Origin of the sequence: Nonomuraea sp. NPDC049624 (assembly GCF_040675255.1) — a bacterium.
Taxonomy (GTDB): domain Bacteria; phylum Actinomycetota; class Actinomycetes; order Streptosporangiales; family Streptosporangiaceae; genus Nonomuraea.
Map to the genome: position 1 here is coordinate 607451 of NZ_JBFAOR010000005.1, position 14986 is coordinate 622436.

Annotated in this window: 10 protein-coding genes; 6 read left to right on the forward strand and 4 right to left on the reverse strand. The window is 73.9% G+C overall.

Annotated elements, in window-relative coordinates:
* The first annotated feature begins 67 nt into the window (after nt 1–67).
* Entirely contained in the window at nt 68–1765 is a 1698-nt protein-coding gene (locus AB0J76_RS23790) for an aromatic amino acid ammonia-lyase (protein WP_352328205.1), read from the forward strand.
* A 17-nt stretch (nt 1766–1782) separates the two neighbouring features.
* Here the strand turns inward: AB0J76_RS23790 and AB0J76_RS23795 are convergent, their stop codons facing one another.
* Nucleotides 1783–2985 (reverse strand): helix-turn-helix domain-containing protein, encoded by a 1203-nt coding sequence (locus tag AB0J76_RS23795; protein WP_364390471.1) that lies wholly within the window; start codon nt 2983–2985, stop codon nt 1783–1785.
* A 188-nt stretch (nt 2986–3173) separates the two neighbouring features.
* On the opposite strand from AB0J76_RS23795, the gene AB0J76_RS23800 reads away from it, so the two are divergent.
* From AB0J76_RS23800 to AB0J76_RS23820, 5 genes are read left to right on the forward strand one after another with little or no spacing between them, the layout of a single operon-like run.
* On the forward strand, nt 3174–3950 hold the full coding sequence (locus tag AB0J76_RS23800; protein WP_352330131.1) for an ABC transporter ATP-binding protein: 777 nt from the start codon (nt 3174–3176) through the stop codon (nt 3948–3950).
* A 23-nt stretch (nt 3951–3973) separates the two neighbouring features.
* On the forward strand, nt 3974–4744 hold the full coding sequence (locus AB0J76_RS23805; RefSeq protein WP_352330129.1) for an ABC transporter ATP-binding protein: 771 nt from the start codon (nt 3974–3976) through the stop codon (nt 4742–4744).
* Nucleotides 4741–5631 (forward strand): branched-chain amino acid ABC transporter permease, encoded by an 891-nt coding sequence (locus AB0J76_RS23810; protein WP_352330127.1) that lies wholly within the window; start codon nt 4741–4743, stop codon nt 5629–5631. The genes AB0J76_RS23805 and AB0J76_RS23810 overlap by 4 nt, the downstream gene beginning before the upstream one ends.
* Nucleotides 5624–6727 (forward strand): branched-chain amino acid ABC transporter permease, encoded by a 1104-nt coding sequence (locus tag AB0J76_RS23815; RefSeq protein WP_364390473.1) that lies wholly within the window; start codon nt 5624–5626, stop codon nt 6725–6727. Before AB0J76_RS23810 ends, AB0J76_RS23815 begins: the two co-directional genes overlap by 8 nt.
* Entirely contained in the window at nt 6717–7994 is a 1278-nt protein-coding gene (locus tag AB0J76_RS23820; RefSeq protein WP_364390475.1) for an ABC transporter substrate-binding protein, read from the forward strand. The genes AB0J76_RS23815 and AB0J76_RS23820 overlap by 11 nt, the downstream gene beginning before the upstream one ends.
* Before the next feature lie 9 nt (nt 7995–8003).
* Here the strand turns inward: AB0J76_RS23820 and AB0J76_RS23825 are convergent, their stop codons facing one another.
* The 3 genes from AB0J76_RS23825 to AB0J76_RS23835 form a co-directional block, all read right to left on the reverse strand.
* Nucleotides 8004–9098 carry a glycosyltransferase family 4 protein gene (locus AB0J76_RS23825; protein WP_364390477.1) on the reverse strand — a complete coding sequence of 365 codons (1095 nt, stop codon included), beginning with the start codon at nt 9096–9098 and terminating at the stop codon, nt 8004–8006.
* A gap of 30 nt (nt 9099–9128) precedes the next feature.
* On the reverse strand, nt 9129–11306 hold the full coding sequence (locus AB0J76_RS23830; protein WP_352330017.1) for a glycogen debranching N-terminal domain-containing protein: 2178 nt from the start codon (nt 11304–11306) through the stop codon (nt 9129–9131).
* A 186-nt stretch (nt 11307–11492) separates the two neighbouring features.
* Nucleotides 11493–14900: a phosphodiester glycosidase family protein gene (locus AB0J76_RS23835; RefSeq protein WP_364390479.1), complete on the reverse strand. Its 3408-nt coding sequence runs from the start codon at nt 14898–14900 to the stop codon at nt 11493–11495.
* Nucleotides 14901–14986 lie beyond the last annotated feature (86 nt).

Genomic DNA, 14986 nt, shown 5'->3' on the forward strand with positions numbered 1-14986 from the left:
TAACCGAACGGAGTGGATCTTCGTCGTGAAGGGGCCGGGGGCCGTGTCGATCAGCAAAGTAGGACGAATGGCCGCCGGTGTCGGCCTGCTCGCGGCAGTGTGCGTGCCGGAGCGGGCCGTCGCCGTCCCGGCCCCGCCTCCGGGCGCGGCACCGGGTTCAGCGCCGGTCGCGGCCCCGGCGCCCGCGCGGGCCCCGGTGCTCAACCTGGTGCTGGACGGCGGCCGGTTCGCGCTGCCGGACGCCTTCGCGATCCTGGCGGGCCGTCCGGTGCTGGCGCGGGTGTCGGAGGCCGCGCGGGCCCGCATGGCGCAGTCGCGGGCGGGGGCGCTGGCGGCCCTGAGCGGCCAGCGGGTGTACGGCTGGAACCAGGCGCTCGGCCCGCTGAAGGATCGCCCGCTCTCGCCGGAGGAGGCCGAGCAGTTCCAGCGCAACGTGCTGCGCTCGCACGCGGCGGGCGTCGGCCCGGCCTTCCCCGACGACGTGGTCAGGCTGGCCCTGGTCCTCAAGGCCAACCAGATGGCCAGGGGGAAGATGGGCGTCCGGCCCGAGGTGCCGCAGCGGCTGCTGTCCCTGGTGAACGCCGGGGTCGTGCCGGTGATGCCGCAGATCGGCTCGCTCGGCACCGGCGACCTGCAGCCGCAGGCGGCGGCCGGGCTGGCCGCGCTGGGCGAGGACGCGCCGGTGCACTACCGGGGCGAGACCGGGCCGGCCTCGCGCATGTTGCCCCGGGCCGGGCTGCCGGCGAGCTTCACCTTCGAGGCCGGGGAGGCGCTGCCGATCGTCAGCGGCAGCACGGTGCTGGCCGCCACGCTGATGCACGCCGTGCACCGGGCCACCGTGCTCGCCGACCAGGCGGAGGGGGCCTTCGCGCTGTTCATGGAGGCCATCAGGGCCGAGCGCGGCTCGCTGGACGCGCGCACGCACCGCGAGCGGCACATCCCGGAGGAGGACGCGGTCGCGGCGCGGCTGCGGGCCATGGTCGCGGGCTCGGGCTGGATGACCGAGGAGGGCCGCAGGCGGCTCGACCCGGCCGACTACACCCCGCGCGTGCAGGACGCGGTCTCGGTGCGCGCGGCCCCGCACATCATGGCCGGGCTGCGGCAGGTGCTCGCCGCCACCCGGCGGACGCTGGCCCGCGAGGCCAACTCCTCGGCCTCCAACCCGCTGGTCTTCCGGCGCGAGCGCGGCCCCGGCTACGAGTTCGTGATGGGCGGCAACTGGGACGGCTCGATCATGGGCCATCTCGCCGACAGCCTGAACGCCGAGATCACCGACCTCGGCGTCCTGTCGCAGGAGTTGTCCGGCCGCCTGCTGTCGCCCCGCTGGAGCTACGGCCTGCCGGCGAACCTGGCCGGCGGGAGCGTCGGCCTGAACTCCGGGATGGTGCAGGCACAGTCGGTGGCCGCGGCGGTGGTCCCCGAGATGCAGGTCAGGGCCCATCCGGCGGGCACGTTGTCGCGTCCGGTCAAGGACGGCCAGGAGGACCACAACACGATGGCGATGGCCTCGGCCCGCGACCTGCACGCGAACCTCGACCGTCTGGAGATCGTGCTGGCGGTGCAGTACCTGATGGCGGCGCAGGGCATCGACCTGATCGCGGCGAGGATGGCCGGCCTGCCGCTCGGGACGGCGACCCGCGCCCTGCACGACGAGCTCAGGCGCTACGTCGCGCCGCTGGGCGACGACCGTTACCTGACCCCCGACCTGGAACGGACGATCTCGCTGGTGCACGCGGGCGGCCTGACGCCGTCCGTCGCCCCCTGAGACGGCCCGTCCGGCGCTCACCCGGCGGGCGGGGGCAGCAGGCGGACCGCGTCCAGGGCCAGCGCGAGGTCCACGATGTCCCGCGGGCGGGTGAGCGAGCGGCCGGTGAGCTGCTCGATCCGGCGGACCCGGTTGATGATCGTGTTGCGGTGGCAGAACAGCCGGCCGGCGGCCCTGGCGGCCGACCCGTCGCAGGCCAGCCAGGTCTCCAGGGTGGTCAGCAGCGTGTCGCGGTCGGCCGGGTCGAGGGCGAGCAGCCGGCCGAGCGCGCCTTCGACGAGGTGGCCGGTGACGCCGGGCCGGCTGATCATCAGCACGGCCGGCACGCGTTCGTCCAGGCGGGCGATCTCGGGGCCGCCGTCGGCGCAGGTGCGCATGGCGAGGGAGGCCAGCTCGTGCGCGGTGCCCAGCTCGTCCAGGCCGGTGACGACGGGGCTGACGCCGGCCACGCCGCTGACGATGAGGCTCAGCTCCTGGCACAGGTCGTCCAGGGTGGCCCGGCCGAGCGCGACGACGGCGACCTCGTGGCCGGTGCGCATGCGCCACAGCAGCCGCAGCGCGCCCAGGGTCGCGGGCAGCCGGACGTCGTCGTGGTGCCGTCCGCCGGGGAAGCGCACGGTGACGACGGCGTAGCGGGCGCGTTCGGGCAGGCCGAGGGAGTCGGCGGCGGCGCGCACCACCCCCGCGTCGGCGCTGCCGTCGAGCAGGGCGTCCAGCAGCGCGTTGACGCGTTCCTTGCTGCGGCCGAGAATCTCCTGCTCGCGCCGGGCGTAGACGTCGCAGGCCACCAGCGACTGCCGGTCGATCGCGTGCCAGACGTGGCTGGCGGCGCGGACCAGGACGTCGAGGCGTTCGGGACGCTCGCGTTCCATGTGGTCCACGATCGCCGACCAGGTGACCTGGCCGGCCAGGCGGTACATGCGCAGCAGCGACTCCAGCGGAAGGCCCTGCTCGGCCCTGCGCTGGGCCATCGACCGGGTGAAGACCAGGTCGCGCCGCTCGGACGGCTCCTGCAGGATCGCGGTCAGGCCCAGGCGCACGCCTTCGAGGGTGCTCTTCCAGTGCTCGTCGTAGGGGACGCAGGCGCTGTAGACGTCGTCGCCGCCGCGCGTCCTGGCGACCAGCTCGCCGGTCAGTTCGGGCAGGCGTTCGAGCAGTGCCCTGGCTGCGGTGCGTAACGTCTGGCGGACGTCCTCGTCCACGACCGTAGGGGGACGCATTCCCCGAGGCTGCCACCGGCCGCCGTTCCAGAACAAGGCTCTGTAGCGTTTTGTGACCTCGCGTTGTGCGGCTGCACAACGCGCCCCCGGCCGCGGTGGGCAGCGAGCCCGACTTCGCCGCCGCATCTGGACGGCGGCCCCGCCCGCCGGTTTGGGTGGGCCGCCATGGGGTCCTGTGAGGAAGACGAATGGCCGAGCTGAGCGTGGACGGTCTGGTGGTGGACTACGGTCCCGTCCGGGCGCTGGACGGCGTGTCACTGAGCGTGCCGTCCGGGGCGGTGGTGGCCGTGCTGGGCGCGAACGGCGCCGGGAAGACGACGCTGCTGCGGGCGGTCTCGGGAACGCTCCGGTTCCACCGGGGCCGGATCGCCGCCGGCGGCGTCACCGTGGCCGGGGCGCGGGTGGACGGGCAGCCGGCCGCGGCCGTGGTGCGGCGCGGCGTCACGCACGTGCCCGAGGGCCGCCGGGTGTTCGCCCGCATGACGGTGGAGGAGAACCTGCGGGCTGGCGGCCTGGGCACGCCGCGCGCGGCCGCCGTCCGGGCCCGGCGGCGGGTGCGCGAGCTGTTCCCCGTCCTGGCCGAGCGCGCGCACCAGCGCGCCGGGCTGCTGTCGGGCGGCGAGCAGCAGATGCTGGCCATCGGCCGGGCGCTGATGGCCGAGCCGTCGGTGCTGCTGCTGGACGAGCCGACGCTCGGCCTGGCCCCCCGGGCGGCCGCCACGATCGCCGCCACGATCAGGGCGATCAACGCGGCCGGGACCTCGATCCTGCTCGTCGAGCAGAACGTCGCCACGGCCCTGTCGCTGGCCTCCCACGCGTACGTGCTGGAGGTCGGCGCGGTCGCGCTGGCCGGCCCCGCGGCCGAGCTGGCCGCCGGCGACGAGGTGCGCCGCCGCTACCTCGGCGTGGACGACGGGCCGCCGGTCCCGCGGGCCAGGGCCGGACTGTCGAGGTGGTCCGCGTGACCTCGACATACCAACCGGATGGTATGCCCGCCCTGGAGGTGCGCGACGTGACCGTCCGCTTCGCCGGCCTGACGGCGCTGGACAGCGTCGGCTTCACGGTCGCGCCCGGCACCGTGCACGCGCTCATCGGCCCCAACGGCGCGGGCAAGTCCACCTGCTTCAACGTGCTGTCCGGCGTCTGCCGGGCCGCCTCGGGCAGCGTCAGGTTCGGCGGGAGCGAGCTGACCGCGCTGCGCCCGCACCGGATCGCCGCGCTCGGCGTCGCCCGCACGTTCCAGAACATCGCGCTCTCCCCGCACCAGCCGGTGCGGGACAACCTGCTGCTGGGCCGCCACCGGCTCACCCGGGCCGGGTTCGTCGCCGCCGGGCTCGGCCTGCCGGGCGCGCGCCGCGAGCAGCGCGCCCACGCCGCCAGGGTCGCCGAGATCGCGGCCTTCGCCGGGCTCGCCGCGGTGCTGGACACGCCGGTCGGGCTGCTCCCGTACGGCGTGCAGAAGCGGGTCGAGCTGGCCAGGGCCCTGGCCATGGAACCGCGCCTGCTCCTGCTGGACGAGCCGGTCGCCGGGATGAACGGCGGCGAGCGGCTGGAGATGGCCGGGCTGATCAGGTCGGTACGGGAGAGCCTGGGCCTCTCCGTCCTGCTGGTCGAGCACGACATGGGCATGGTCATGCGGCTGGCCGACCGGGTGACCGTCCTGGACTTCGGCCGCCGCATCGCCGACGGGCCGCCCACCGAAGTGCAGAACGACCCGGCGGTCATCGGCGCGTACCTGGGCGTGGAGGAGAGCGAGTGATCACCTTTGTGGAGCTGCTCGTCAACGGGGTCTCGCTGGGGGCCGTCTACGCGTTGATCGCGCTGGGCTTCGTCGTCATCTTCAAGGCGAGCGAGGTGGTGAACTTCGCGCACGCCTCGCTGCTGCTGGCCGGCGGGTACGTGGTGGCGCGGCTGCACCCCCACCTCGGCTTCTGGCCCGCGCTGCTGGCCGGGGTCGTGGCGGCGGCGGTCATCGGGGCGCTGGTGGAGTTCCTGGTCATCCGCCGCTCGAAGGCCGGTTCGCACAGCGTGCTGGCCATCGTCACGATCGGCGTGGACATCGTGCTGACCACCGAGCTCACCCGGCGGATCGGCACCGAGGTGCTGGCCATGGGCGACCCGTGGGGCTCGCGGGTGCTGCGCCTCGGGCCGGTCACGGTCGCCGAGACCAGGGTCGTCGCGCTGGTCGTGGCCGGGGTGCTGATCGCGGCGTTCCTGCTGGCGTTCAAGCACACCGGGTGGGGGGTGGCGATGCGGGCCACCGCCGAAGACCCGGAGACGGCCGCGCTCATGGGCGTGCGGCTGGGCCGGGTCTCGGTCAGCGCGTGGGCCGTGGCCGGGGCGCTGGCCGCGGTGGCCGCGCTGTTCCTGTGCGTCTTCCCCACGCCCGGCCTGGACCGCGGCTCCTCGCTGGCCGCGCTGAAGGCCTTCCCCGCCGCGATACTCGGCGGTCTGGACTCCACCACGGGCGCGCTGGCCGGCGGCCTGATCGTCGGCGTCACCGAGGCACTGACCACCGGCTACCAGAACGACCTGGCCTTCCTCGGCCGCGGGATCGGCGACGTGGCGCCGTTCCTCGTCATGGTCGTCGTGCTGCTGCTGCGGCCCGCCGGGCTGTTCGGGACGCGGGAGCGGGCCCGTGTCTAGGGCCGTCGGGTCACTGGTGGCTCTGGCCGTATTCGCCGCCGTGCCCTTCTACCTGGAGGGGTTCTGGCTGCAGGCGGGCCTGTTCGCGATGGCGGCGGCGATCGGCGCGATCGGCGTCAACCTGCTGACCGGGGCGACCGGGCAGCTGTCCATGGGCCACGCGTTCTTCCTGGCCGTCGGCGCCTACGCCTACGTCTACCTGGCCGCCGAGCCCACCGCGTCGCTGGGCGGCCTGGACCTGCCGGCGCCGGTGGCCGCGGTGCTGGCGGTGGCGCTGGCCGGGGTCGCCGGCGGGCTGTTCAGCCCGATCGCGGGCCGGCTCAAGGGCGCCTACCTGGGCATCGCCACGCTGGCGCTGATCTTCGGCGGGCAGCATCTGCTGTTCAACGCCGGGCCGGTCACGGGCGGGTTCAACGGGCGTGCCGTGCCGGCGATGGAGATCTTCGGGTTCGCCTTCGCCGACGGGCCCGAGCTGGTCGTCATGGACGTGCCGTTCGGCGCGCTGGAGCGGCTGTGGTTCCTGGGCGGCCTGGCGCTGCTGGGAGCGGCGCTGTTCGCCCGCGGCGTGCTGCGCGGGCGGCCCGGCAGGGCGCTGAACACGATCCGCGACCACGAGATCGCGGCCGGGGTGATGGGCGTGCCCGTCACCCGCTACCGGGCCGGCGTCTTCGTGTTGTCGTCCATGTACGGCGGCCTGGCCGGCGTGCTGCTGGCCCTGGTCTTCCAGCGGACCGTGCCCGACTACTTCGGCATGCTGCTCTCCCTCGACTACCTCGCGATGATCGTCATCGGCGGCCTGGGCTCGGTGGGCGGCGCGGTGCTCGGCGCCGTCTTCGTCTCCCTGCTGCCGCAGCTGCTGACCCGTTACGGCGACGCCATCCCCCTGGTGTCGCCGTCCGGCTCCGGCGGCGGCCTGTCCCCCGCCGAGGCCGCCCGCATCCTGTACGGCGCCGCCGTCGTCGCCGTCGTCCTCTTCCTCCCGGGCGGCCTGCTCGGCCTGCCGCGCGCCCTGCGCGGCCGGTCACGGGGGCGCCGCCCGTCCGCTGCACCGTCACCGGAACCGTCCCCGAAGACCAGGAGCTCACATGTCCCGTAACCGCACGGCCGTCCTGGCCGCGCTGCTGGCGCTGGGGCTGGCGGCCACCGCCTGCGCCAGCGGCAAGGCCACCGGCGGCGGCCGGGCGACCGCCACCGCCGCCGGCGGCGACGGCGTCAAAACCGGCCCCGGCGTCACCGCCGACACGATCACGCTCAGCCTGCTCACCGACCTGACCGGCCCCTACGCCTCGCTGGGCAAGAGCCTCACCCAGGCGCAGCAGCTCTACTTCGAGCAGGTCAACCAGGGCGGCGGCGTCTGTGGGAGGAAGATCGAGACCATCGTCCGCGACCACGGTTACGACGCGCAGAAGGCGATGGCCGCCTACGCCGAGGTCGCGCCGAAGACGGCCGCGATCCCGCAGTTCATCGGCTCGCCGATGGTCACCGCGCTCAAGGACCGGATCACCGCGGACCAGATCCTCACCCTGCCCATGGCGTGGGCCACCGGCCTGCTCGGCAGCCAGGCCATCCAGGTCACCGGCACCACCTACGACGTGGACATGATCAACGCCGTCGACTTCCTGGTGAAGGAGAAGGGCGTCAAGGCCGGGGACCGGATCGGCCATCTGTACTTCGAGGGCGACTACGGCGAGAGCGCCCTCGCCGGGTCCAAGTACGCCGCCGGCGAGCTGGGGCTCACGCTGGTCGAGCAGAAGATCAAGGCGACCGACCAGGACATGACCGCGCAGGTGGCGGCGTTCAGGAAGGCGGGCGTGCGGGCCGTGCTGGTCTCGGTCGGCCCGCGGCAGGCGGCCTCGCTGGTCGGCGTGGCCGTGGCCGCCGGGATGGACGTGCCGTTCGTCGGCAGCAACTCGGCCTACAGCCCGCAGCTCCTGGCCACCCCGGCCGCGCCGGCGCTGCTGAAGGACTTCTTCTACGTGACCGCGGGCGCCCCGATCAGCGCGCCGCTGCCCGCCTACGCCAAGCTCATCGCCGACTACCGGGCCAAGTACGCCGGCCAGCCCCTGGACAGCGGCGTGGCGGCCGGGTGGACCGCGGCGGTCATCGTCGGCGACGCGCTGCGCAAGGCGTGCCAGGCCAAGGACCTCAGCCGGGCGGGCATCGTCGCGGCCCACCGGTCGCAGAAGTCGTGGGAGGCCGGGCTGGGCGGCACGCCGATGGACTTCAGCGTCTTCGACCGGCCCGCCTCGCGCGCCTCCTACGTCGTCAAGCCCGACAAGCAGGCGGTGGGCGGCGCCGTCGTCCTCAAGGAGGCGGCGGTGTCGGAGCTGGCCGCGAAGTACACCGTGCCGGCGGCCGGCTGACCGGCGGGGTCACCGCCCGGCGGGCTCCTCGGTGAGCCCCGCCGGTCGGGGGGCGGCCAGCATGCGGCGGTAGACCGCCTCGTAGGCCGCGGCCATCGCGCTCACGCCGAAATTCCGTTCGACGTGGGCGCGGCAGGCCCGCGGGTCGAGCCGCCCGGCCGCCTCGATCGCCGCGGGCAGCTCGGCCGCCTCCCGCCGGACGAACCCCGTCACGCCGTCCACCACGATCTCCGGCACCGCTCCCCGGCCGATGGCGACGACGGGCGTGCCGCAGGCCATGGCCTCGATCACCACCATGCCGAACGGCTCCTCCCACTGGATGGGGAAGACCATGCAGCGGGCGGCGGCCAGCAGCTCGCGCTTGCGCCCGGCGTCGGCCTCGCCGAGGTAGGTGACGCCAGGGCCGAGCCGCGGCCGTACGTGCTCGTCGAAGTAGACGTGCTCGCACGGCTCGGTGAGCTTGCCGGCCAGCACGATGCGGCGGCCCGCGGCGCGGGCGGCGTCGATGGCCAGGTGCGGGCCCTTGCTGTGGCTGAAGCGGCCCAGCCACAGCACCCAGTCCTCCTTGTGCTCCCGGAAGGGGAAGGAGGCGGTGTCGAGCGCGTTGTGCACGGTGGCGATCCAGTTGAGGTCGGGGGCGTCGGCGCGCTGGGCGTCGGAGACGGCGATCAGGTTGACGTGCTCGCCCAGCGCCCGGTACACCTCGCCCAGCTCGCCGCCGGCATCGCCGTGACAGGTGACCACGGTCGGGGTCGCCCGGCCGAGGGCGGTGAGCGGCCCGGCCAGCGAATGGTCGTGCACGATGTCGGCGGGCAGCCCTTCCAGCGCCCGCCAGGCCTGGGCGGCGTGCAGCACCTCGGGCAGCCCCTCGCCGATCCGCTCCGAGGGCGCCTCGGGGTAGGTGACCAGGAACTTGGCCGGGAGACCTGTGCTGCCCGCGCCGATCAGCGTCACCTCGTGGCCGCGGGCGGACAGGCCCGTGATCAGGTCGGCGAGCATCTGCTCGATCCCGCCGTAGGCCCGCGGCGGCACCTCCTCCCAGGGCGGAGCGACCATCACGATGCGCAGCGCGCCTTCCCAGTCGTCCTCGAACTCCGTCGTCATCCCAGCACCTCCCCCGTGTCGGTCCGGTCGTCACAACGCCGGCAGGCCGTGCGCCCTGCGGGCGGGGCCGGAGCGGCAGGCGCCGCTGATCGGGCAGCGCGGTTCGGTGACCAGCTCGACGCCGTCGGGCAGGCCGGACACCAGCGGCGTGCCGTCCTCGCCCCTGACGCGGATGCCGACCCTGGAGTCGCCCACCGGCATGCCCTTGATCGTCACCTCCCCGAACCCCTCGGGCAGCGCCGGGACCAGCCACAGCTTCCCGTACGGCACCCACGGGTCCAGCCGCAGCAGCGTGCGCAGGAGCTGGATGGGCGCGGCGGCGGCCCACGCCTGCGGCGAGCACGACGTCGGGTACGGCACCGGCCGCGCGTACTCGTCCTTGCCGAACCCGCAGAACAGCTCCGGCAGCCGCCCCCCGAAGGCGTGCGCGGCCTCCAGCAGCCCGACGGCGATGCGCTGGGCCTCCTCGACGTGGCCGTAGCGCATCAGCCCGGCGGCGATGATCGCGCTGTCGTGCGGCCACACCGAGCCGTTGTGGTAGCTCATCGGGTTGTAAGCCCCCATGGACGAGGCCAGCGTGCGCACCCCGAACCCGGTGAACATCTCCGGCGAGAGCAGGTGGCGGGCCACCTGCCGGGCCTTGTCCTCGTCGGCGATGCCGGCCCACAGGCAGTGGCCCATGTTGGAGCCGAGGCCGTCGATGGGCCGGCCGCGCCCGTCCAGGCCCATGGCGTAGTAGCCGGGGCCGGGCAGCCAGAACCGCTCGTTGAACGCCTCCCTGATCGCCCGCGCCCGCTGCACGTAGCGCCGCTCGGCGGCCTCGTCGCCCTGCTGGCAGGCGAAGTGGGCGCGGGCGAGGTAGGCGGCGTAGACGTAGCCCTGCACCTCGGCCAGGGCGATCGGCGGGCGGGCGATGGTGCCGTCGGCGAAGTTGACGCCGTCGAAGGAGTCCTTCCAGCCCTGGTTGACCAGGCCGCGGTCGGTCTTGCGCTGGTACCAGACGAAGCCGTCGCGGCTGGCGTACTCCTCGATCCAGGCCAGGGCGGCGTCGGCGTGCGGCAGCAGCTCCTCGACCGCCTCGCGGTGCACGCCCCAGCGGCGCACCTCGCCGAGCAGCATGACGAACAGCGGCGTGGCGTCCACCGAGCCGTAGTAGGCCCGGCCGCCGTACGGCGAGGAGCCGTCCTGGACGCCGAAGCGCAGCTCGTGCATGATCTTGCCGGGCTCCTCCTCCGACAGCGCGTCCACCTTGGCGCCCTGGAGCCGGGCCAGCCTGCGCAGGGTGCCGAGGGCGAGCGTCTGGTCCAGCGGCAGCGCCATCCAGGAGGTCAGCAGCGAGTCGCGGCCGAACAGCGTCATGAACCAGGGCGCGCCGGCGGCGATGGCGGGCGGCTCGTCGGGATGGTCGCGGTCGAACAGGCGCAGGCTGCCCAGGTCCTCGCGGGAGCGGGCCAGGGCCTCGACGAGAGCGGCGTTCGTGCTCTCCAGGACGGGGGTGCTGGCGGTCCACTCGGCCAGGCGGCGGGCCGGCTCGGCGTGGTGGGGGGGATGGGCGACCGGGAACCGGGCCGAGGACTCCTCGCCCTCGTGGACCGGCGTCACCAGCACGGTGACGTGCCATTCGCCGCGGGCGGGCACCACGACGTCGAAGGTGAGCAGGCCCGGCGCGGTGACGACCGGCGTGCCGGGCGGTTCGACGGCGATCCTGGCGCCGCGGGCGCGGCTGGGCGAGTAGACCTCGATGCCGCGCTCGCCGGGATTCATCTCGACGTCCTCGGCGGGCCAGCTGCGTTCGGACTTCACCTCGAACAGGTCGGCCAGGTCGGCGCCGGCCTGCACGCACACGACGCAGCCCGCGGCCTCCTCGGACATGTTGCGCAGCGTGAGGTCCTCGCGCAGCCCGCCGCCGACGTAGCGGTCGCGCACCACGAGCAGCGTGCTCTCCGCCCATCCGGGACGCGGCCGGGCCTTGCCGAGGAAGGTGGCGTGGTACGGCTCGCCCATGATGACCTGCAGCGGCTCGACGGGATGGTCGTCCACGCGCAGCATCCAGCGGGACAGCAGGCGGGTGTCGGCGTGGTAGACGCCCTGCGCGCCGCCGGGGACGATGTCGCCGCCGCACTGGCACACGCAGAACGAGCCGCCCTCCACGAGCGTGACCGTGTCGCCCAGCGCGCCGGGTTGTCCCTCGAAGGTCCATGCGTTCACCGACGAACCCCCAGTCCTTCCCCCGGTCCCGCGCCTCGCGGGGGCAGGTCCCCGCACGTCAGGAGTGCTATCCGGAGGAAGGAGGGGGAATCCCATGACTGCCTAGATTCTTAACCCTTCATCCCGATATTTCGGTATGTGGGAGGGTTTCGGCCGGAGAGGGCGTTTCCTCCCCGGCCGGGGGCCTCAGGCGGCGGCCTTGGCGGTGAGCGCCACGGTCGCCTGGCGGGTGACCCCGCTGACGGTGACCGCGACCGTCACCTGTCCCGCCCGCAGGGCGGTGATCGTGCCGGTGCCCGGGTCGAGCACCGCCACGTGCCAGGGCTTGGCCGTCTGGCGGGTGCCGACGTGCAGGTTGGGCGAGCCGGACCAGGTGACCGAGACCGGGTAGGCGGCCGGGACGGCCCGGTCGTCCTGCCGGATCGCCGCCGTGACCGGCGCGGGCGCGCCGACGGCGACGGTCGCGGGCGCGGTCAGCGTCAGCTCGTCCACGTGCGGCCGCACCTGCGTGCCGATCCAGTCGGGCGCGTCGGTGAACCAGTTGCGCCGCACGTGCTCGGCCTCGGCGGGCGTCACGGGGTCCACGCCCCACAGCGACCAGCCGGTGAAGCCGCCGTCCTCGGGGGCGGTGGCCGGGTTCTTGCCGGAGTTGCCGTTGATGAAGTACGGCACCGCGTCCACGCGCGAGGCGTTGAACGTGCCCACGTGCCCGCCGATGAAGGCCGCGCCCTTGCCGGTGTCGCGCTGGAAGGCGGCCAGCCAGCCCTCGACCAGCGCGGCCTCCTTCCGGTCGCCGAGCTGGCTGCCCTTGCCCGGCGTGGGGTCGCGCGGCGGCACGTGGAACAGCACGGCGACCGATCCGACGGAGGCGTCCTTGGCAGCCTTGTCGAGCTCGGAGCGGAGCATCGCGACCTGGTCGTAGCCGCCGCCGCGCAGGTTCAGGCGGGAGGTGTCCAGGGTGACGAAGCGGGTGCCCTTGTGGTCGAAGGTGCCGTAGGTGTCGCCGAAGACGGCCTTGAAGTTGTCGATCTTGCCGCCCATGACCTCATGGTTGCCGGGGATGTAGTGATATTTCAGCTCTCCGCCCAGCTCCTCGTCGAGGATCTTCTTCGCCAGCGCGAAGTCCTCCGGCGACGCCTCGTCCACCAGGTCGCCGTTGATCAGCAGGAAGTCGGGCTTGGCGGCCTTGATCTCCTTGAGCGTGCGGCGGGCGTTCCTGACGATGTCGCTGTCGGGGTTCCTGGCCACGAACTGGGCGTCCGACATGACCGCGAACCGCCAGGGCGCCTTGGCCACGTCCGCCTTGACCACCGGGTCGGCGACCTTGGGCACGGCCGGCGCGGTGATCGACGGCGGCACCTTGGCCACCAGGCCGTCGATCAGGATGTCGTTGGTGTACTTGGCGTCGGCCCTGGTCTCGGCCACGTAGAAGCGCCGGAGCTTGAGCGGGTAGTTGACCCCGGCGGGCACCGGGAACTCGACGTACTGCCAGCCGGTCCACGTCAGGTACGGCCCGCGCAGGATCTGCGACTGGCCGAGCGCGTCGTAGAACTCCAGGCTGGGCCACTCCCCCTTGCCGGTGGAGTTGATCCACAACCCGAACGCCTGCGGCTGCCCGTCCACCACGATCTGCTGCGGCGGGCTGGCGTAGGCGGCCCGGGTGGCGGTCGAGGTGGTGAAGTCGTAGGACAGCTTGAGCCCGCCGCCGCTCTGACCCGGCGCGGCCGACAGCGACCCGGTGGCGCGGGCGGCGGCGAAGGTCCACTTGGCGGCGTCCTCGAAGTCGGCGACCGGCTTGGACTCGAAGCCGACCGTCACCGGCACGGCCGTGGTGATCTTGCCGACCTTGGCGGTGATCAGCCCGGAGCCGGTGGCCTGCCGGGCCTTGACGGTGAAGTAGCCGTGCTCGGCCGGGGTGACCTCGAACAGGTTCCGGTCGTAGTCGAGCGTGAGGTCGTCCGGCTCGATGGGCGCGGAGTTGCCGTTGTGGTCGTAGCCGACGACGCCGAAGGCGGCGCTGCCGCCGGCGCCCGCGATGCCGAGCCGGTCGGCCGTCGCGCCGAGCCGCTGCAGCGGCTGGAGCACGGTCAGGTCGATCGTGCCCTTGGCGCCGCCGCGCGCGGCGGTGACCGTGGTCTGGCCGGGTACCAGGGCGTGGAACCGGCCGTTCCTGATCACGCCGTGCACGGCCGGGTTGGCCCGCCAGGACGGCGTGCCGGCCGCGGGGCCGTACGTCTCGTCGTAGCCGGCGGCGGTCAGCCGCCTGGTGAGGCCCGGGAAGACGCGGTCGGGACGGCCGCCCGCGACCGGGCCGACGCCGGGCGCCTTGGCCGGGTCGCTCGCCGTCTCCAGCCAGAAGCCCTTGAGCTTGCCGCTGCCCTCGGGCGCGTACAGCGCCAGGCCGTTGGGCACGTGGCGCTCGCCGCCGTCGGACGGGCTGTTCTCCACCTGGACCTGCGCCGAGCCGGGCTCGCGCGCCAGCAGGGTGGAGGAGCCGCCGCCGTCGAGGTTGAGCGCGTCGGCCGCGCCCAGGTCCACCATCATGGCGGCCAGCTCGTTGAGCGTGACGCCGCGGCTGTCGGCCTGGCGGCCGTCCACGGTCAGCAGGTACATCTTCCTGCCGTCGGCGGAGAAGCCCACGGCGGTGCGCGGGTGCGCGGCCGGGTCGCCGCTGTTCTGCACGACGCCGTCCTTGACCAGGACGTAGTTGCCGCCGACGGCCGCCTTGACGGCGGCGCCGTCCGACGCCTTGGGCTGGTACTTCACGTCCACGCGGTCGCCGGCCTTCAGGGCCGACAGCGCGGCGGCGCCGGCGTCCCGGCCGAGCAGGATCGTGGTGCCGGCGGGGATGGGCCCGGTGCCGGCGGCGTCGCGCACCTCGGTGACCACGCCGTCCACCAGCACGACCTCGGCGACCGTGGCGGCGCCCTCGACGGCGCGGGCCCGGCTGTAGGAGCCCCACAGCGGCGTGAACAGGCCGACGCCGCCGTTCTGCACCATCTGGTTGAACTGGGTGAGCGCGATCGGCGCGCCGCCGGAGGGCGTGGCGGTGCCCTCGAAGTACATCTTGAGCACCCGCCCGACGCCCTCGCCGGTGACGGCGACCGCGTTGTCGTGCCCGGCGGCCGGCGACTGGACCAGCGTGCCGTCCTGCACGCCGATGCCCTGGGCGGCGCCGGAGTTGTTGATGTCGAAGAAGTCGCCGTTGACCGCCGCCACGGCGCGGGAGCGACCGGCGGGGCCGGACAGCGGCTCGGTCTTGGTCACCTCGCCGGAGAAGACGTAGTCGGCCCTGGGCGCGCCCTTGCCGCCGCCGAGGTCGGCGGTCAGCGCGTCGGCGCGCAGCCAGCCCTGCGCGTCGTAGGTGTCGAACGAGGTCAGCGAGAGGCCCGGCGCGACCGGCCGGGTCCTCTTGGCCGTCTCCAGCCGGGGCTGCCCGGCGGTGGCCTGGCTGATCAGCGTGGAGGGCGGCGGGTAGGAGGACGCCTTCAGCGCGTCCTCGGCGGGCGGGGCGGGGTCGGCCTGCGCGGGCGCGCTCAGGGCCACCGGCCCTAACACGAGCGCGGCGGCGGCCAGGAAACGGAGGGTCTGCACGACCGAACTCAATCGCTCGTGGATATAAGTTTCAAGACTTCGGAGTGAACTAAAAGAAAATTTCAGATCTTGTGGCGTCCCGGGCC

Bases quoted from the DNA above. Each gene is read 5' to 3' on its own strand.
- AB0J76_RS23820 (WP_364390475.1), top strand. From the start codon at position 6,717: ATGTCCCGTAACCGCACGGCCGTCCTGGCCGCGCTGCTGGCGCTGGGG.
- AB0J76_RS23795 (WP_364390471.1), bottom strand. From the start codon at position 2,985: ATGCGTCCCCCTACGGTCGTGGACGAGGACGTCCGCCAGACGTTACGC.
- AB0J76_RS23825 (WP_364390477.1), bottom strand. From the start codon at position 9,098: ATGACGACGGAGTTCGAGGACGACTGGGAAGGCGCGCTGCGCATCGTG.
- AB0J76_RS23790 (WP_352328205.1), top strand. From the start codon at position 68: ATGGCCGCCGGTGTCGGCCTGCTCGCGGCAGTGTGCGTGCCGGAGCGG.
- AB0J76_RS23800 (WP_352330131.1), top strand. From the start codon at position 3,174: ATGGCCGAGCTGAGCGTGGACGGTCTGGTGGTGGACTACGGTCCCGTC.
- AB0J76_RS23805 (WP_352330129.1), top strand. From the start codon at position 3,974: ATGCCCGCCCTGGAGGTGCGCGACGTGACCGTCCGCTTCGCCGGCCTG.